The sequence below is a fragment of the Olivibacter sp. CPCC 100613 genome (genome assembly GCF_036959255.1).
GTDB lineage: Bacteria > Bacteroidota > Bacteroidia > Sphingobacteriales > Sphingobacteriaceae > Olivibacter.
In genome coordinates, this window is record NZ_JAWMTI010000001.1 from 1,298,574 (window position 1) to 1,316,566 (window position 17,993).

Consider the following 17,993-nt stretch of genomic DNA (forward strand, 5'->3'; position numbering starts at 1 on the left):
AATAATCGGTGCTTGACAAATACTAAGTAAGGCAACAAAGATGCATTTTATTTGTTGGCCGTGCAAATAGCGTGTCATTTACTTAGGTTCCACATCTCCTATAGATTCAATGCGAATCCTTGTTATGGTCGTCTTTTTGTAAGGATGAACCCTTGGAAGTCTTTGTTAAAATTTCTTAAAACATTCCTTCAAGCTATTTATTTAGGTACCTTTGTCAAGTGAGAAAATGTATTATACTGTTAACCTGGTTATGCTGTATACTTCCTCTTTTTGTACAAGCGCAAAAGGAAGTTCGGTTAATCAGTTCTCGGGATTATGAGGCACGGAAAGAATGGGGAGTCAATCGATTTTATAAACCTGTTTTTTTGCATGAGGGCAGTACATTATCAGCTGATAGCTCAGACTACAATCCCGAGGAACGTTTTTTTGACGCTTTTGGCAATGTGGTAATCACGCAACCGAACGGCACGGTGGTCTATGCCGATAAGCTCCATTATATAAAAGACGATCGGATTGCTATATTAACGAATAATGTGCGAATGGTTGATACGAAGGGCGCTGTTTTAACGACCAACCACCTCACTTATAACCTCAACTCAAAAATAGGGACTTATACTGAAGGGGGACGAATCATTAACCAAAAGGATACACTCAATAGTAAAACGGGATATTACTTTGAAAACAGTTCCGATGCCTATTTCAGACATGAAGTTGTTGTTCGCACACCCGAGTCCAATATTTTCACCGATACATTACGCTACAATTCGCTTTCAAAAATGGCCTATTTTTATGGTCCAACCAATATAAAAGGCAAAAATGGAGGCAATCTGTACACCGAAAATGGCGACTATCATACGGAAACAGATCGCGCACGATTTGGGAAAAATAACCTGTATACGGAAGGAAGCAAATTTTTACGCGGCGACAGTCTTTACTACGATGGTAAACAGGGCTATGGAAGGGCCATCAAAAACGTTGTATTTATTGATACAGCACAACAAGGGATTTTATATGGACAGCGAGGCGTTTACCTGAAAAAGGATGAAAGTATCACCATGACGGAAAAAGCGTATATGATTATGGTGGTGAATAACGACTCGACGACAAAGGAAAATTCAGCAGATAGTTTAGCTACTGATAGTTTAAAACAGGCCGATTTAGTACTTGCAGCCCAAGATTCTATACAAAAAGATACGTTAAATAATTCTTCCCGATCCAGCACAGATTCGGTTTATATGGCTGCCGATACGCTGTATTCGCGTGTGATCTTCTTGAAGGATTATAAACCGATTGAACTTAATTTGAGGCGAGATGGTGGTGATTTAGACGCAGAGGAAGAAGAAGATTTCACAGAAGCGCCTACCGACAGCTTGGGAGCCCCCCTACTGGATTCAACTTCGACAGATTCTACCCAATTACTTGGAGCAGACAGCCTGGATAACGAAAAAAAAGCCGTCCTTTCAGGGGATAGCTTACTTACAAAAGTACCCTTAGACAGCACAGTACTGGTAAAGAAAGCCGATTTATCTGCCGACTCGTTGATGAAGCTCGCTACGAAAGATAGCCTATATAAAAAAGCACCACCAAAAGAGCTTGATGAAGAAGGGATTAAAAAAGTAATTGCCAAAAACACCAAACTTCGTGATGATTCGATTGCCAAAACACAAAGAGAATTGATCAGTAAAGAGCTGGCAGCGGATAGTTTGTTAATCGATTCGATCAGCATAATTCCAAAAGTGGGACAGGCGGACAGTTCCTTATTACTCGCAAAACAGTCAGCTTTAAATACCGCACCGCGAGATACGAGCACGATGGATACGGCCCGAACCCGTATTGTTAAAGCCTACCACCATATGCGCATTTTCAAATCCGATCTACAGGCACGTGCCGACTCGGCCTATTATGGATATCCTGATTCCATTATCAGGTGTTATGGAAATCCTATGATCTGGGCGCAAGGATCTCAGATGTCAGGCGACACGATTTATATGCAGTTGAAAAATCAGAAATTGGATAATATGCTCTTAAAAAGTAATGCATTTATCGTGAGCACCCAATTGGATTCTGTCAAGTTTAATCAGGTTAAAGGGCGGAAAATTACCGGTTTCTTTACCGACAATAAACTGGCTCTTATGTATGTGGACGGGAACGCCGAAAGTATTTATTATACGCAGGAGGAGAATAAGATAAATGGTATGACGAAAAGTATTGGTGCCCGGATCAAGATTATCTTCAACAATAACGAAGTTTCTGAAATACTCAATATCCGAAAAACGGAAACTAGCTATACACCTCTTGCAGCATTTGATCCTGATAAAGAAATACTTCCTGGTTTTATTTGGAAGCCAAAAGATAGACCGAAAAGTAAAGAAGAAATTATCAATCCAATTCTTGCAGTCGTAGAACCTGCTATAGACAGTGCAAAAGCGCATACGAATGATAGCTTACAGACGGATACGGTGGCATCCAAAGCGGCATCACAACAAGCCTCGGGTGTAAAACAAAAAGACACCGTTAAGGCACCCGCTGCCTCCGATATACGCAATGGAAAGAAGGACGCTATTACTGCGCCCGAGCAGAAACAACGTGCTGACAGCCTAAGCAAAAAAGAGAAGCCGCTCATTAGCAATTAACCAAGTGGACTGTTAAAAAAAGAATTTCTTTAAAGGTAAAATCCCTGATGAAGGGGGTGGCTTCCCGGTTTATCAATAAACAATTTTATATACCTTTGGCTCATGGGGCTTTTGGAACGTTTTCTGAAATTTGGCGAAGAACATGAACTGATCAGTCACGAGCATCCTACCTTATTGGCGGTTAGCGGTGGTCGGGATTCGGTGCTGCTGGTGCATCTATTTGAGCAGGCTAAGTTGCCGTTTGGTATTGCACATTGCAATTTTCAATTGCGAGGAGAAAACTCCGAGAGGGATGAGGAACTGGTAAGAAATTTGGCTGCTGAAATGGGGGTGCCCTTGTTTGTTAAGCGTTTCGATACACGAGCCAGTGCGGAAAAGCAAGGTATTTCCATCGAAATGGCCGCTCGGACATTGCGATACGAATGGTTTGAGCTGCTAAGATCGGCTGAAAATTATCAGTACATCGCATTAGCGCACCATCAGAATGATTCCGTGGAAACTGTATTGCTTAATCTAACGCGCGGTACAGGAATTTCGGGGCTGCATGGTATCTTACCTAAAAGGGACGTATTGATTCGACCGCTACTGTTTTTAACACGTGAGGAAGTGACACAAGCGGTAGAAGAAAACAAGTTAGTTTATCGAGAAGATGAATCGAATTTTTCTACCGACTATCTGAGGAATAAAATCCGATTGGAAGTAGTACCCCCATTAAAGGAAATTAATCCATCATTGGAAAAAACCTTTCAGGAAAATAGTAAGCGCTTTGAGGAACTGGAAGTCTTACTAAAGAGCTATAGCGAACAATTACGAAATAAACTGTTTGTTGAAACAGCCTCTAAAGCGCATCAAATAGAATTAAAGGCGCTGCAAGAACTTCAACCCCTGCGTACCCTATTGTATGAGCTTTTTAAACCGTATCAATTTCTCCCGGAAGTCCTTGACGATTTGGTTTCAATTTGGCATAAGGACAACCGAACGGGTAAACAGTTCTTTTCGGATACTCATAAATTACTGCTTAACCGTGAGCATCTCCTACTGCAAAAAAATGAACCTTTCGATCTTCCTCGATTGTTTTTAAGTCTTGGTCAGGAAGTGATATACCAGGGATATCGCTTAACGGTAAAACGAGCCGAGGGGCTCAACAAGACAAATGAATTTGGAAAGGTGGCTGTAGATGCGGATAAATTGCGATTTCCGCTTTTGGTACGGTCTTGGCAGGAAGGAGACTGGTTCAGGCCTTTAGGAATGAGAGGAAAAAAGAAACTGAGTGACTATTTTATATCGTTGAAAATACCACGCTTTCATAAAAAAGAAATCCCCTTGATTGTAAATGGCAATGGTGATATTGTTTGGGTGGTGCCCTATCGGATGGATGACCGATATAAAATTACGGACAAAACAAAAAAAGTTGCTATCTTAGAGTGCGTATAAAAGATGGAAGAAGACAAACCTTTATTTGTTGAAAATCAATACCTTGGTCGTGATCGTGGCTGGGTAAGTGTACGATTGGTAATGGCACTTTTTTGCTTTGCGGCTTATTATGTGAGTACAGAGCGAGAGCGGAGTGAGCAATTGTTTCTGCTCGTGGGATGTATTATCTTAATCGTTTCCATCATTATGATGTATATGTTACATTATCGCATCACCGTGAAGAACAAGAGTGTTATTCTGCAAGGGCTGTGGACTGCAAGACTGGTTAAAATAGACCTCAATAGTATTGTTAAAGTCGAAAACGGGCTCTATAGTTCATACCTTATCAACAGCCCCGTATATAACCTCCATCAAAAAGGGAAGATCCGTTTTTATGCCGGCGGAAAGGGAGCCGTCTGGTTGACCGATAGAGACGGTTTGGTTTATGTCGTAGGAACCCAACATCCTAATGATTTGACGAGGGCCATTTTAAAGGCGAAAGAATCGTAAATTTATTGTCAATAACCACATTTAAAAACTATTAGCTATACTATTTACTTAATAATTACGTAAGTTTGTTAGTAAAGCGTGATGCAATATAAAGCACACGTTCGCGCTAGACGATTATATTTTAATACTGATATTGATGGGTTTATTAAAGATATTATTAATTGCAATTTTGATTTTATGGGTACTTCGCATGTTGGCGACGGTATTATTTCCTTACCTCATGGCAATGTTTGTTGGCAAAATGCAACAGGAGGCTCAAAAACAATACGAAAGACAAACAGGATCTTATACAGGGGAAAATGCACCTCGGCCGGATGGTAAGGTGCGTATTGATTATGTACCGCCAAGAGAAACCAAAAATAAACCCTCCACTACCAATGGTAGGGTAGGTGAGTTTGTTGATTTTGAAGAAATAAAATAATTTGCCTCTATTAACTCATCGTAGCAACACGTAAGCTTCTCCTTGGCCTGTTGCCTGAAAGCAATAGACAACAAATTAAGAAAAAATGATATTTCGAGTCCTTAAAAGTTCGAAATATCATTTTTTTGTAATAGGTTTGAACCTTAGCTCAAAGAATACAAAAGAATGAAGAATTGGTTCAACCGAAATGCTACTCATTTTGCCATCATAGGCATCTTTATCATTATCTGCCTTATTTATTTTGCACCCGCCTGGCAAGGAAAAGTACTCTTACAGAGTGATGTTACCCAAGCTCAGGCAATGCAGAAGGAGATCATGGACTTTAGGGAACAGGATGGTAAAGGCCCGCTTTGGACAAATTCAATGTTCGGTGGAATGCCTTCTTATCAAATATGGGTGTCTTATCCAAAAAATATAGGTACGCATATTATGGCGGGTTTAAAGGGAGCGCTTCCTTATCCCATGGATGTCGTGCTACTGTATTTGCTAGGTGCCTATCTTTTATTAAATGTGCTCGGGGTCAGGCCCTGGTTAGCAGCAGTAGGAGCCATTGCATTTGCCTTTACGTCATACAACTTTATCTATATAGAGGCAGGCCATGCCAATAAGGCCTATGCGATTGCCTTATTTGCACCGATAGTGGCGGGTATGCTGCTCTGTTTACGGGGTAAAAACCTCATGGGCGCTGCCATTTTAGCCTTATCCCTTGCTTTGGAGATCCGCTTTAATCATATCCAGGTAACCTATTATCTCTTTATCGCTTTACTGATTCTGATTGGTATCGAATTGTATCATGTGGTGAAAGCGAAAAAGACGGCTGCTTTCCTGAAGTCAATCGGATTTATGGCGATTGCAAGTATCATTGCGCTGGCCATCAATGCCGGTTTGCTATGGACAACGTATGAATATTCAAAGGAATCAATTCGTGGTAAATCCAATATCACATCCGAAACGAAAGGTTCGGCACAACAGGGCGTAAGTAAAGAGTATGCCTATGCATGGAGCCAAGGTGTTGGTGAAAGTATTACTTTTTTAATTCCGGACGCTTATGGTGGAGGGTCCCAAAACAAATTTGATGAAAATTCAAATACGGTGAAATTGCTCAGTAGCCAAGGATTTGGTGCCGATCAAACGGCCGGACTCGTTTACTGGGGCGATAAGCCAGGAACTTCGGGGCCTTGGTATTTTGGTGCGGCGGTTTTATTTTTATTTGTTTTAGGCTTGTTCGTGGTGAAGAGCCGGATTAAGTGGTGGATTTTATCGGCTACCCTTTTAAGTATTGTGCTTTCTTGGGGACGCCATTTTACGTTTATATCGGACTTGTTTTTTGATTATTTTCCGTTGTACAATAAATTTAGGGCAGTTGAATCTACTTTAGTGGTCGCTTCTTTTCTCATTCCCATTTTAGCTATTATGGCGATTGATGAAATTATTCGGAATGGAAAAGCAATTGAAAAACTGGATAAAAAAATAATGTATTCGCTGGCAATTGTTGGCGGCATATCTTTCATCGTATGGGTATTGCCCGATCTATTCTTTAGCTTTCAAGCACCGAACCATCAACAACTTATTCAATCCATTTCAAAGCAAACGCAAAATAATGGCTTTGCCCAGTCTCTAGGAAATGCGCTCGTACAAGATCGTGCCGGATTGGCAAGAAGCGATGCCTTCCGTTCGTTACTATTTATCTTATTGACTGCAGGTGTTGTTTGGTTATTGGCAAAAAATAAATTGAACGCGAAAACCGCCACTATTGCCTTAGGTATTCTTATTTTAGTCGATTTATGGGGAGTAGATAACCGATACCTGAATAAAGACAGCTTTGTAGAAAAGGAACGTTTAGAGCAATCTTTCTTTAAACCGCGCGAGGTGGATAACCTGATTTTGATGGATAAAGATAAAGAATATCGGGTGTTAGACTTAACGGTTGATCCTTTCAACAATGCTTCACCTTCTTACTTCTATAAAAATATCGGGGGATATCATGCGGCCAAATTAATGCGTTATCAGGAACTATTGGAGCGACAGTTTTCCAAATCCATTAATGAAGATGTCCTGGACATGTTGAATACGCGCTACTTGATCACCAATAATCGGGAAGGAACCTCGCAAAGCATTCAGCGAAGAGATAAAGCAGCAGGGAGTGCTTGGTTTGTTGATCGGGTAACTTTTGTAAAGAGTAATGAGGAGGAGATGAATGCAATTGATAGTTTTGATCCTAAAAAAGAGGCCTTTATTCACCAGGAGTTTAAGGGGAAAATTGACGAGAAGCGCTTAGGGCGTCCCACCAATGCCAGTATTGAGTTAACGAGCTATCGACCTGACCACTTAGTTTACGATTATACAGCTCCGAATGACGTAATGGCTGTATTTTCCGAAATTTGGTATGATAAAGGATGGAAGGCTTTTGTCGACGGACAAGAGGTGCCTATTCTGCGCGCAGATTACGTTTTACGTGCGGCACAACTACCGGGAGGAAATCATAAAGTGGAATTTAAGTTTGAGCCGCAATCTTACTATATGGGCGAGAATATATCGCTAATTGCCTCCATAATCTTGGTATTGGGTTTAGGTTTTGCTATTTGGAAGGAACGAAAATCCGCTGCCTAATAGGGTACGGTGATCGAATTCAGGTGTTTAGTCGTTGGTTCGTCCATGCCATAAATAATACCATAAGAGGTTGAAGGCAATAACGCTATGGTGAAGAAGATTCGGAATCAATCCGTAATGTTTGGTGAAGATATGAAAACGCTCTTTTAAACTTTGTCGGTGCCTCTTTTTTGAAAGACCGCCAACTAGGTATTTTGCCACGTATTGATGGGTATTGACAATGGTGCGTGCTTTTTTTGCAGCGGTTAAAATCCAATCAATATCGGCGCTTAAATGATAGTGCCGATTGTACGGCTCAACAAGTGATTTCTTTATGTAAATCGCCTGATGACTAATAGACATACCATACTTAAAACTTTTCCAGGTAAAGCGTTCGGGCACACGATGCCGTCTTCTCCCTAAACTTTTACCGGTTGTATCAATCATTTCGGTCTCACCATAATAAATATCAGCAAAAGCCTGTGAAGAAAAAATATTGCTTACCGTATTGGAGGCATAAATTTCATCTCCCGAATTCATAAATAGGAGGTAGTCACCCGTAGCGAGGCGGATTCCTTTATTCATTGCATCATAAATACCCTCGTCCGGTTCGCTGACAATTATTGAAATCAAGGATCGGTATTTTTCAATAACAGCGAGTGTTCCATCTGTTGAACCACCATCAATAACAATATATTCAATATTCGTATAATCTTGTTTCAAAACCGATTGAATGGTTCTTTCCAGGTCCTTTACATTGTTGTAGACCACTGTAATGACACTCAATAGGGGAGAAAGTTCAGCTGAATTTGAAAAAACCATACTTTAATATTTTTTGATGAATTGCCGCCAAAAGTCGGGTTGATATTTGTTCCAGGCATGACAGCCAAAAGGTAAGTGTTGGTCGGTAAGTATATACGATTGACGTGGCTGTCTCTCAAAGGCAAAAACAAGTGCTTCCTGCGCATCGGGTTTTTTAAAGGGAACAAATAGGGTCCATATCATATCCTCATTTTTTGGAAGAAATTTAAACATCCAACTTGCCCAAAAACTCCACTTGATGTGACTTTTTACCTTTCGCAGCGAGAGCCCCCCGTTTCCAACTTTATTGACTAAGTAGCTAGAAAGGTTAATAATCGGTTTTTTTCCCGAGGTGATGGGGGGAGCCTCCAACCAAGGAGCACCCACGTAATCATAGCCTTTTTCGGCCCAGGTCAACAGTTCATCGCGAAACACCCATGCATCCAACTGATAAATTAAAATGTAGTCATAAGCATCAAATGCTTCATAAAAATGCTTGCTGGTAAGTAATTTACTATAGCCGGTAACACTTTTGAAAAAAGTATCGTCAAAACGTTGTATAACTAACGGTTTGTCGGTCAAGTTTTCATAATAGGTTGTGTTTAACGACTGAGGAGCAGCTAAGATCGTAGGATAATTCCCCAGCACTTCTATACATTGCCAAAAGGCCTGCTTCTCATCCGGGTCGGCCAACTCTTTGTATATGGGAATAACAATGGCAACTTTCATTTAACGAACCTATTTTTTAGCCTAAACCACTGATTGGCAACAAACTTACGCCCTCTCTTTATCCAGCTTCCCTTTCTGTTTTTATAAAAGTTCTTAACAAGCGCCAGTGCAGTCACATCCTCCTTTACAACCGTAGGAAAGGAGGAAATAGGTTTTCGAGAGGGGTGAACTCGGTATGTGTCTTCTATAATAGAGTGTACCCCGCTGCCATCGTGACCGATATTTTCTATTAAAGATTTGGCCGGGTATAATACCAAGCCATTTTTCAGAAAGACAGATGCGTGCCAGCGAATGGCCCAAGAATCATTTTTCCCATTTTTAAAGTCCATAAATTGCTTCCAATAATTTTTCATGGTACCATCTACGGTAAAACGATGAATTTTTTCCAAATCAAATTGTGTATGTAATTGATCAATATCAGGTTCAAAATGTTCCCAAGCTCGCTTCCAAGTAGCCCATCCCCAGCTGTTGATTGACCGTAGAAAAAAAGTTTGGGTTAAAGCCTCTTTCTCCGATAATGGAAACATATAGGCTGCAATTTGCATGACGCTGTCCTCTTTCTCGTAGCGCTGGAGAGCCTCATTGAAGTAGCTAAGTGTATAGGGTGAGCTTAGCAGGTCATCTTCAAAGACAATAACTTTACCATATTCATTTACCAGCTGGGTAACACCGGTAATAATGGATTTGGCTAAGCCCATGTGTTGTTTCCGATTGATTAATTTGATCGATTTGAAACGGGTCGCTTGACCAATCAGTGCTCGAACCTGGTTTACTTTTTCCTCCTCTTCGCCATGCTTTGCTGCATCCGAAAAAATGAATAAACGGCTATCCTCCGCTAATAAATTTTCCTGAAGATACTTGATGGTTCGACGCGTATGTTCAGGACGGTTGTAAACGAATAAAGCGATGGGTGCTGGATTTTGCATGCGATAATCAATTGGTAGGTTTTTCCTTTTTTCCGAGTCGCCCGGATAAACCGTCAGCAACTGCTTTTCTGAATTCTTTATAAGCTTTACCCTTTCCGGTAATGACGCTGATAAGGTGGTGTCCGGTCATATAAAGCCACTTGTTAAGGGCAAAAATAAATCTATTTTTTAGGGCATGGCGTGAATAAAAATAAAGTCGGTTTCGCACTTGATAAAAAGTGCGGAAATTCCATAAATCGAGTATAGACGAACGCCAAAATCGGTGTTTGTACCTAATTCCCTGCGAAATATCGATGTCATTGATCCGACTGTCGGGAATGAGCCAGATCTCTCCTCCTATTTCGGTAATTCGATGGGTATAATCCGAATCGTCTACATATACAAAGAATCGCTCATCGGGATAACCAATGGCTTGCACGAGATGCCGGTGTAGAAAAAGTCCACCGTAAGGAACATAGGGAAGCTTATTCGCGCGTAAGGGCAAAGCCTTATAACGATGTTGGTCCATTAACTTTCGGTATCGATTGCTCAGGATTCGAAAAAGATGGAAACCCATGAAGTTATCAGGCACCAGATAATATTGATCGGGATTGGCCCCTTTAGCGATGAGGATGTGATTCTTGCGATCTGTTCGTAAACTGAATAAAGCCTTTTTATCTTCCCGCAAGGGAATGGTTGGCCAAGCATTTAACAAATGTATTAAAGCATCTACTTCGGGTAAATTGTCATCATCCAACAACCAAATAAAATCAGCCTTCGAATCGGCCACAAAATGACTTAATCCTACCTTATACCCACCTGCGGAACCCAGGTTTTCTGGCTGTTGAAGGAGGGTAACAAGCGGATTGTTTAGCTGACTTAGTGCTGCTTGAAGGTCATATTCAGTGCCATTATCTACCACAATAATATCAACAACATTTTCAAACGATAAGACGCGATCTAATATTTGTTTTAAAAAAGCCCATCGGTTTCCATAGGTTACGGTTAACACACAAACATTATATGCTATCTTTGTCATCTTATTTTATGCAAGTTTACAATAGATAAACAGAAATCGCAATTCAAAATGGGGATTATTAAACAACAAACCTTAAAAGGCACCTTCTTTTCCTATATCGGTGTTTTTATCGGTTTTGTAACCAATACGTTTATTTTAACAAAGGTGCTTGATACGGATCAAGTGGGCCTGATAAATATCCTGACTTCCTTTTCCCTTATATTTGCCCAGTTTGCTATTCTCGGTTTTAATGCTACTGCACGCTATTTTCCGTACTTCCGGAATGAGAAGAACAAGCACAATGGCTATTTGTTTTTGGCTTGTTTGGTATCGCTGGCTGGTTTCTTGTTATTTGTAATCGGTGCATACTATTTTAAAGAATTGATAATAAGTCAAAAATCCCAAGATAACAACCTCTTTCGCAACTATTATTGGTATCTCATCCCGCTTACCTTTGCTAATTTATACTTTAATGTATTTGATTTATATTCGAGGTTATTATACGATGCTGCCGCGGGGCGACTTATTCGCGAATTTACCCTTAAATTGCTTGTTTTAATCTGTGTGCTCTTCCTGATATTCCGTGTCCTTGACTTCCGATCGTTTATGTGGCTGTGGTTATCGGCCAACCTCATGCCTATGCTCTTGATGATGATTCGATTGATACGAAAAGGGCATTTTTCACTGGAGCCAAATTTTGCCTTTTTGAATAAAAATGTCCAGCGGAATTTATTTAACTTATGCTTATTTGGTATATTAACCGGTGCATCACCGCTACTGGTCGATAATATTGATCGCTACATGGTGAATAGTTATTTTGGCTTGGCAGATACCGGCATTTACAGTATCGCTGCATCCTTTGGAATCATCATCGCATTACCTACAAGAAGTTTGTACAGTATTGCTTATACGGTAATTGCGGAATCCTGGATCAGAAAGGACATGGAGAATATACAAACCGTGTATAGAAAAAGTTGTATCAACCAATCGATTGTAGCCCTATTTCTATTTATTGTGGTATGGGCGAATATACACAATGCATTAAAGATACTTCCACCGGACTACGCGAGTGGTGTATACATCGTTTTTTTTATAGGCTTAGCTAATTTGTTCGATGCGCTTACAGGGGTCAATGCGGTGATTCTTGCGACGTCCCGTTACTATCGATACGATTCCTTCTTTTACCTGGCTTTGGTGGGCGTGACAATCGCGAATAACCTACTTTTTATTCCAAAGTTTGGAATTACCGGGGCAGCCATGGCGACTGCACTAACGATGTTTATTTTTAATCTTTCAAGGTACTTGTTTATTCTGATTAAGTTTAAACTACAGCCGTTTACTTTCAATAATTTGCTATTGATAGCGATTGGCATAATCGTTTATTGGCTTAGCACCCTCATACCTGTTCAACAAAATCTCTATCTAGATACCCTTATCCGTGGGGGAGTGATGACAATACTGTATGGCAGTGCTGTTTACTTCCTTCACTTGTCAAGTGATATCAATGAGCTGGTTGCTGATTTTCGCAGGCGGTTTATTAAGCGGTTTTAATGAATTCCTGAATAAATTTGGGGTGTTTTAAGTTGAGCAATTGTTGGCGGTTTTTCTCGAAAAAAGCATAGTCGCCTCGTTGTATTTCATCGATGGTAAAAGGAACATCGATGTTTCGGTTGCCTTTGGCGACCACACCGAGCCCATAATCCATGTCTAAGGTAAATACCATAAGATCCGGGCGCGTAACGATTAGATCAGCCACTGTTTTCCAGACGTCACCATTCCACTGTCCCTGCCAGCCAGGTAAATCCCAGTTCCGAACTTTTTCCCGTACTTCATTGAAATGCTCTTTAATGACATATGCGGCAGCTTCATTTAAGGGGTTACAGTCGTGCATAACAATAATCCCCCCTTCGTTTAGATAGCTTAAGCAATGCTCTACATCGCGTTTTGATTGTTCATACGTATGTAGCCCGTCTACCAGAGCCACATCGATCCCTTCTTTCAAAACCGTTTTTGCATGGTGATCAAAGAAGTAATCACTGGTGTATTCATAGGTTTCAAACTTTGTTATACCCAATAGGCGTTTTACCTTCAAGGGTATGCTGAATAAAAACTCAGGATCAACACCTATTTTCCGCGGGCATTGCACCTTGGAGATAATCGTACCGGTTTGTACACCGATCTCTAGATAGGTTTTAGCATTTTTTTGTTTGATGATCGTGTTAAGTACATCGAGCCTATTCATGTTCACGTCTGTTTGATATGATGCAATAATAATAAAATTTACACAGCTATAAAGTCTATCCATAAAAAAACAGGGTGGCTCGAAAGTCACCCTGTTTTTTTTATAATATAAAAGTTATTGGAATTTTTTTGCATTTACTTTACGTTCATTTTCCGTCAAGTAAATTTTTCTTAAACGGATGTTCTGAGGCGTTACCTCAATGTATTCATCCGCTTGGATATATTCCATGGCTTCTTCCAGTGAAAATTTAATGGCAGGTGCAATACGCACATTATCATCACTACCGGAGGCACGCATGTTCGTCAACTGCTTTCCTTTTACAATATTAACTACTAAATCGTTATCACGGGTATGCTCTCCCACAACCTGTCCCTCATAAATATCTACTCCGGGATCTACGAAGAAGTGACCTCTGTCTTGTAATTTATCGATTGAATAGGCGGTTGTTTGCCCTTTTTCCATCGAAACAAGCACACCTGCTAAGCGACCGGGGATCGTACCCTTCCACGGCTGATAATCTTTTATACGATGCGCCATTACGGCTTCACCTGCGGTGGCCGTTAAAACGTTGTTCCTTAAACCGATGATTCCACGCGAAGGAATCTCAAATTCCAGGTGTTGCATATCGCCTTTGGTTTCCATCACTAATAATTCACCTTTGCGCTGGGTTACCAATTCGATTACCTTACCTGATACTTCGGCCGGCACATCTACTACCAAGGTTTCGATCGGTTCACATTTCACACCATCGATCTCTTTTAAGATTACCTGAGGTTGACCCACTTGCAATTCGTAGCCTTCACGGCGCATGGTTTCGATCAAGACAGATAAATGAAGAATCCCTCGTCCATACACAAGGAACGCATCAGCAGAATCAGTAGAAACGACCTTTAAGGCAAGGTTTTTCTCCATTTCTTTTTGCAAACGATCATATAAGTGACGAGAGGTTACAAATTTACCCTCTTTACCAAAAAAAGGTGAGTTATTGATGGTGAACAACATGTTCATCGTGGGTTCATCAATGTGTATGACCTCCAGTTGTTCCGGATTCTCGAAATCTGCGATGGTATCACCGATTTCAAACCCTTCGATCCCTACAACGGCACAAATATCGCCTGATGGAACTTCTTGCACCTTTACCTTACCAAGACCCTCGAAGGTATAAAGCTCTTTGACGCGCGATTTTATAACCTTCCCGTCACGTTTTACCAACGATACCGGCTGGTTTTCTTTGATAGTGCCCCTGGCTACACGGCCAACGGCAATACGGCCCACAAAAGACGAATAATCCAACGAAGTAATCTGCATTTGTAGGGTACCTTCTTTATAGGGGGCAGCAGGGATATGTTCTAAAATCGCGTCCAGTAAATCAGTGAAGTCTTCAGTCGGTTGTTTCCAATCTTGGGACATCCATCCCATTTTAGAAGATCCGTAAAGCACCGGAAAATCTAACTGTTCTTCCGTAGCATCCAAGTTGAAGAAAAGCTCAAAGACCTGCTCATACACCTCTTCCGGACGGCAGTTCTCTTTGTCTACTTTATTAACGACTACTATGGGTTTTAATCCTAAGCCAAGCGCTTTTTGGGTTACAAAACGCGTTTGAGGCATCGGGCCTTCAAAAGCATCAACTAAAAGGATAACACCATCGGCCATTTTTAATACTCGCTCGACCTCACCACCAAAGTCGGCGTGACCGGGGGTATCAATAATATTTATTTTGACATCCTTATAACGCACGGATACGTTTTTCGAAACGATGGTAATACCCCGTTCACGTTCCAGGTCGTTATTGTCCAGAATAAGCTCACCTGTTTGTTCGTTGTCACGAAATAATTTAGTGTAGTGTAAAATTTTATCAACCAATGTTGTTTTACCATGGTCGACGTGTGCAATAATCGCAATGTTTCTAATTTGTTGCATCCAAGTATGTATATCTCATTATTAATTCCCCATCTTCCTTTGAGTATCAAAGGACTAGATGGAAAATTTTGCGCAAAGGTAATTAATCCATTTGAAAAATTAAGCGCTTGAATCGCTTTTATTTTCGACCTGTTTTTCTTGTTTAAGTCAAAGAGTGATTTCGCTATTTCGTTGATAATGAAAAGGATTTTAATTAACTTTGTGCTATGGATATGCAAACAATTGTTGTTTTCTTATTATTTGCCCTGGCGGCTCTCTATCTTGGCAGGATGTTATATAAAAATCTTAAGCCAAAAAAGGGAAATGCGTGTGGTTCCAACTGCAAATGCGGAATGGATTTCTCCAATGTACCCAAGCAATCCTAATTCGGAACCGATACTTATATTTTTTGTATCAAGCATACTGCATAGGCTACAACACCTTCTTTACGTCCAACAAACCCCATCGTTTCATTGGTGGTAGCTTTGATGGAAATATCGTCTACTTCCAATCCGCTAGCTTTTGCGATATGTGCTTTCATTGCAGGAATATAAGGTTTAATCTTAGGTGCCTCTAAGCATAACATGGCGTCAATGTTACCCAATTCCCAACCCTTATTCTTGATTAATTTCGTACATTCTTCCAATAGGATTAAACTACTGATGCCCTTCCATTTCGCATCGGTATTCGGGAAATGATAACCGATGTCTTCCAAGTTGGCGGCACCTAATAAAGCATCGCAGATTGCATGTACGAGTACGTCTGCATCCGAATGACCAAAAGCACCTGCAGGGTGATGAATCTTTTCTCCTCCCAAAATAAAGGGATGGTCCTCTTTTAATTGGTGTACGTCAAAACCAAAGCCTACTTTTATTTTCATGTTTCTTTTCTGGATTTATACAGCAATGCTGATTGTTCATTTTGTTCATTATTTTAATAAAAATGCTTTCGAAATAACACGCTTCATCGTGAGGTTGCCTGCAGACTATATAAAAAAGGCAGTTTAAACTACGCTGCGGTACCTTTTTTGTCAAACATATTAAAAACCGGGTACAAAAAAAATTATTTAAGCAGTGTAATACCAGAATTCACCGGGGTGTTCGGTATTTGTCGGTTGGTTGCCATTTTGTTTTAATGTACTAATTTTGAATAGTGGTGTATTCGAATAAACTATGAAGAGAAATTTTACCTTAACCATCCTGGTCTTTTGCCTTGTTGTGCTCCTGTCTTCGAGTTGTAGTAAGAAAAATGGAATGGGCGACCGATCAACAAAAACGGGGATGAAATATAATGATCCGCATAATGGTGGTTTTCAGGTCAATCGGAAAGTAAAACCCGGCCCCGGTCCCGGACTGGTTATCATCGAGGGTGGAACCTTTGTCATGGGAGGGAGCCTCGATCAGGATTTAGGTTATGAAAATGATAATAAACGGAGAAGAGTCACGGTTGCGTCCTTCTATATGGATGAAACAGAAGTGGCAAATGTCGATTGGCTTGAATACCTTTACTGGTTAAATCAAAATTTTCCGAACGACCGTGAATTATATTATAATGCCTTACCTGACACGCTGGTTTGGCGTAATCCTTTGTCCTATAATGAACCGTATGTAGATAACTACCTCCGGCATCCGGCTTATCAGGATTATCCGGTAGTAGGAGTTAGTTGGGAGCAAGCCAATGACTACTGTGTATGGCGGACCGATCGTGTAAATGAAGAAATTTTGCGTTCCAGGGGGATTTTATTGGATTATAAAAGTAAGGCTGAAACTGCAGGCGAAAGTACGGCACAGCCTTTTAATACCGATATTTATTTGAATGGGCAATATAAAGGGGAAGGAATAGACGGCAAAAATATGCCGAAAGACTTACGCCCGGGAGCTGAAAAGGATGCCCGAAGGCCGGTTCGCTTAGAAGATGGGTTTCTTAAACAACCGTATCGATTGCCAACAGAGGCAGAATGGGAATATGCAGCTTTAGGTCTCATCGGGAATACTATTTACGGAAATGTGGAAGGTTATCGCATCTATCCTTGGGATGGCTTAGGTGTGCGTTCGGGTAAAAAGAAAACACAAGGTCTTATTATGGCTAACTTTAAGTTGGGTGCAGGTGATAATATGGGAACGGCCGGATACCTAAATGATGCGGGTGATATTACTAAACCGGTGGTTGCTTATCAGCCCAATGATTTCGGCTTGTATAATATGGCAGGAAATGTTAATGAGTGGGTCGGGGATGTATATCGTAAGTTGACTTATGAGGACTTCGAAGACTTTAATCCCTTTAGAGGAAATGTCTATGTAGATAAGAAATTGGAAGATCCGGAGAAAGGAATTTATGCCAAGGATAAATACGGGAGACCGATTAAAGAGATGGCCAAGGCACCGAGAAAACAGACATGGGAGGAATTACAGAACCAGGCAGTAGCGCAAGACAGTGAAATCGTTGCCTACGATGCAGATATGAGGGGATACAACGATGAAGTGAACGATTCTTTATATGGTAAAACGACGCTGGTGAATAACAAATCACGGGTGTATAAAGGAGGGTCATGGAACGACCGGGCATATTGGTTAAACCCGGCAACAAGAAGGTTTATGCAACAAGATGAGTCTTCCGCAACCGTTGGATTTCGTTGTGCAATGACCTTGGTGGGTAATCCGGAGATTCACACCAATGGCATGCCACGCTTCAAATCGGCTAAAGCAAAGCCTATTTTTAGAAAGAACACCCCAAAGGCAACCCCTTGATAAATTGACTGCAAGACATAGCTCTATTGTTTATATTTAAAAATGCGGGAACGATCTATAAAGACGTTCTCGTTTTTTTTTTTTGC

Annotated in this window: 15 protein-coding genes; 8 read left to right on the forward strand and 7 right to left on the reverse strand. The window is 40.8% G+C overall.

The genetic code is table 11. From position 1 onward, the window contains the following. Positions 1 to 218 precede the first annotated feature (218 nt). The 5 genes from RYH73_RS05255 to RYH73_RS05275 all read left to right on the forward strand — a co-directional run bounded on the left by RYH73_RS05255 (position 219) and on the right by RYH73_RS05275 (position 7,587). A complete protein-coding gene (locus tag RYH73_RS05255; protein ID WP_335312339.1) occupies positions 219 to 2,633 on the forward strand; it encodes an OstA-like protein in 2,415 nt (804 codons plus the stop codon). 102 nt (positions 2,634 to 2,735) lie between these two features. Further along, a complete protein-coding gene (gene tilS / locus RYH73_RS05260; protein ID WP_335312340.1) occupies positions 2,736 to 4,067 on the forward strand; it encodes a tRNA lysidine(34) synthetase TilS in 1,332 nt (443 codons plus the stop codon). Positions 4,068 to 4,070: 3 nt separating this feature from the next. Beyond that, positions 4,071 to 4,556 carry a hypothetical protein gene (locus tag RYH73_RS05265; RefSeq protein WP_335312341.1) on the forward strand — a complete coding sequence of 162 codons (486 nt, stop codon included), beginning with the start codon at positions 4,071 to 4,073 and terminating at the stop codon, positions 4,554 to 4,556. A 136-nt stretch (positions 4,557 to 4,692) separates the two neighbouring features. Beyond that, entirely contained in the window at positions 4,693 to 4,977 is a 285-nt protein-coding gene (locus RYH73_RS05270) for a DUF4834 family protein (RefSeq protein WP_335312342.1), read from the forward strand. A gap of 165 nt (positions 4,978 to 5,142) precedes the next feature. Continuing rightward, complete coding sequence (locus tag RYH73_RS05275; RefSeq protein WP_335312343.1) at positions 5,143 to 7,587, forward strand: YfhO family protein; 2,445 nt, start codon at positions 5,143 to 5,145, stop codon at positions 7,585 to 7,587. A 27-nt stretch (positions 7,588 to 7,614) separates the two neighbouring features. Here the strand turns inward: RYH73_RS05275 and RYH73_RS05280 are convergent, their stop codons facing one another. Genes RYH73_RS05280 through RYH73_RS05295 form a run of 4 tightly spaced genes read right to left on the reverse strand, consistent with a single transcriptional unit; the run spans position 7,615 to position 11,040 of the window. Next, positions 7,615 to 8,388, reverse strand: coding sequence for a glycosyltransferase family 2 protein (locus RYH73_RS05280; RefSeq protein ID WP_335312344.1), 774 nt, complete (start codon positions 8,386 to 8,388; stop codon positions 7,615 to 7,617). Positions 8,389 to 8,391: 3 nt separating this feature from the next. Next, on the reverse strand, positions 8,392 to 9,096 hold the full coding sequence (locus RYH73_RS05285) for a DUF5672 family protein (protein ID WP_335312345.1): 705 nt from the start codon (positions 9,094 to 9,096) through the stop codon (positions 8,392 to 8,394). Continuing rightward, positions 9,093 to 10,022: a sugar transferase gene (locus RYH73_RS05290; RefSeq protein ID WP_335312346.1), complete on the reverse strand. Its 930-nt coding sequence runs from the start codon at positions 10,020 to 10,022 to the stop codon at positions 9,093 to 9,095. Before RYH73_RS05290 ends, RYH73_RS05285 begins: the two co-directional genes overlap by 4 nt. A gap of 7 nt (positions 10,023 to 10,029) precedes the next feature. After that, on the reverse strand, positions 10,030 to 11,040 hold the full coding sequence (locus tag RYH73_RS05295; RefSeq protein ID WP_335312347.1) for a glycosyltransferase: 1,011 nt from the start codon (positions 11,038 to 11,040) through the stop codon (positions 10,030 to 10,032). Between the two features lie 48 nt (positions 11,041 to 11,088). On the opposite strand from RYH73_RS05295, the gene RYH73_RS05300 reads away from it, so the two are divergent. Next, positions 11,089 to 12,570 carry a lipopolysaccharide biosynthesis protein gene (locus RYH73_RS05300; protein ID WP_335312348.1) on the forward strand — a complete coding sequence of 494 codons (1,482 nt, stop codon included), beginning with the start codon at positions 11,089 to 11,091 and terminating at the stop codon, positions 12,568 to 12,570. On the opposite strand, the gene RYH73_RS05305 is transcribed toward RYH73_RS05300, so the two are convergent. Next, on the reverse strand, positions 12,557 to 13,261 hold the full coding sequence (locus RYH73_RS05305) for a class I SAM-dependent methyltransferase (RefSeq protein WP_335312349.1): 705 nt from the start codon (positions 13,259 to 13,261) through the stop codon (positions 12,557 to 12,559). The genes RYH73_RS05300 and RYH73_RS05305 overlap by 14 nt on opposite strands. Positions 13,262 to 13,375: 114 nt before the next feature. Then, positions 13,376 to 15,181: a translational GTPase TypA gene (gene typA, locus RYH73_RS05310; RefSeq protein ID WP_335312351.1), complete on the reverse strand. Its 1,806-nt coding sequence runs from the start codon at positions 15,179 to 15,181 to the stop codon at positions 13,376 to 13,378. Positions 15,182 to 15,393: 212 nt separating this feature from the next. Here typA and RYH73_RS05315 point away from each other — a divergent pair, with 212 nt between their 5' ends. Then, the gene (locus RYH73_RS05315; protein ID WP_335312598.1) at positions 15,394 to 15,546 is read left to right on the forward strand and encodes a FeoB-associated Cys-rich membrane protein; all 153 of its coding nucleotides are present in this window, start codon (positions 15,394 to 15,396) and stop codon (positions 15,544 to 15,546) included. Between the two features lie 14 nt (positions 15,547 to 15,560). On the opposite strand, the gene ispF is transcribed toward RYH73_RS05315, so the two are convergent. Then, positions 15,561 to 16,040 carry a 2-C-methyl-D-erythritol 2,4-cyclodiphosphate synthase gene (ispF, locus tag RYH73_RS05320; protein WP_335312353.1) on the reverse strand — a complete coding sequence of 160 codons (480 nt, stop codon included), beginning with the start codon at positions 16,038 to 16,040 and terminating at the stop codon, positions 15,561 to 15,563. A gap of 292 nt (positions 16,041 to 16,332) precedes the next feature. Between ispF and RYH73_RS05325 the strand changes: the two genes are divergently transcribed. Beyond that, positions 16,333 to 17,907, forward strand: coding sequence for an SUMF1/EgtB/PvdO family nonheme iron enzyme (locus tag RYH73_RS05325; RefSeq protein ID WP_335312355.1), 1,575 nt, complete (start codon positions 16,333 to 16,335; stop codon positions 17,905 to 17,907). The last annotated feature ends 86 nt before the right edge of the window (positions 17,908 to 17,993 follow it).

Excerpts from the sequence above, each read along its gene's own strand:
- RYH73_RS05315 (WP_335312598.1), top strand. The coding sequence starts at position 15,394 with ATGCAAACAATTGTTGTTTTCTTATTATTTGCCCTGGCGGCTCTCTAT.
- tilS (WP_335312340.1), top strand. The coding sequence starts at position 2,736 with ATGGGGCTTTTGGAACGTTTTCTGAAATTTGGCGAAGAACATGAACTG.
- ispF (WP_335312353.1), bottom strand. The coding sequence starts at position 16,040 with ATGAAAATAAAAGTAGGCTTTGGTTTTGACGTACACCAATTAAAAGAG.
- RYH73_RS05270 (WP_335312342.1), top strand. The coding sequence starts at position 4,693 with ATGGGTTTATTAAAGATATTATTAATTGCAATTTTGATTTTATGGGTA.
- RYH73_RS05285 (WP_335312345.1), bottom strand. The coding sequence starts at position 9,096 with ATGAAAGTTGCCATTGTTATTCCCATATACAAAGAGTTGGCCGACCCG.
- RYH73_RS05325 (WP_335312355.1), top strand. The coding sequence starts at position 16,333 with ATGAAGAGAAATTTTACCTTAACCATCCTGGTCTTTTGCCTTGTTGTG.
- RYH73_RS05265 (WP_335312341.1), top strand. The coding sequence starts at position 4,071 with ATGGAAGAAGACAAACCTTTATTTGTTGAAAATCAATACCTTGGTCGT.
- RYH73_RS05275 (WP_335312343.1), top strand. The coding sequence starts at position 5,143 with ATGAAGAATTGGTTCAACCGAAATGCTACTCATTTTGCCATCATAGGC.
- RYH73_RS05300 (WP_335312348.1), top strand. The coding sequence starts at position 11,089 with ATGGGGATTATTAAACAACAAACCTTAAAAGGCACCTTCTTTTCCTAT.
- RYH73_RS05295 (WP_335312347.1), bottom strand. The coding sequence starts at position 11,040 with ATGACAAAGATAGCATATAATGTTTGTGTGTTAACCGTAACCTATGGA.
- typA (WP_335312351.1), bottom strand. The coding sequence starts at position 15,181 with ATGCAACAAATTAGAAACATTGCGATTATTGCACACGTCGACCATGGT.
- RYH73_RS05305 (WP_335312349.1), bottom strand. The coding sequence starts at position 13,261 with ATGAATAGGCTCGATGTACTTAACACGATCATCAAACAAAAAAATGCT.
- RYH73_RS05280 (WP_335312344.1), bottom strand. The coding sequence starts at position 8,388 with ATGGTTTTTTCAAATTCAGCTGAACTTTCTCCCCTATTGAGTGTCATT.
- RYH73_RS05290 (WP_335312346.1), bottom strand. The coding sequence starts at position 10,022 with ATGCAAAATCCAGCACCCATCGCTTTATTCGTTTACAACCGTCCTGAA.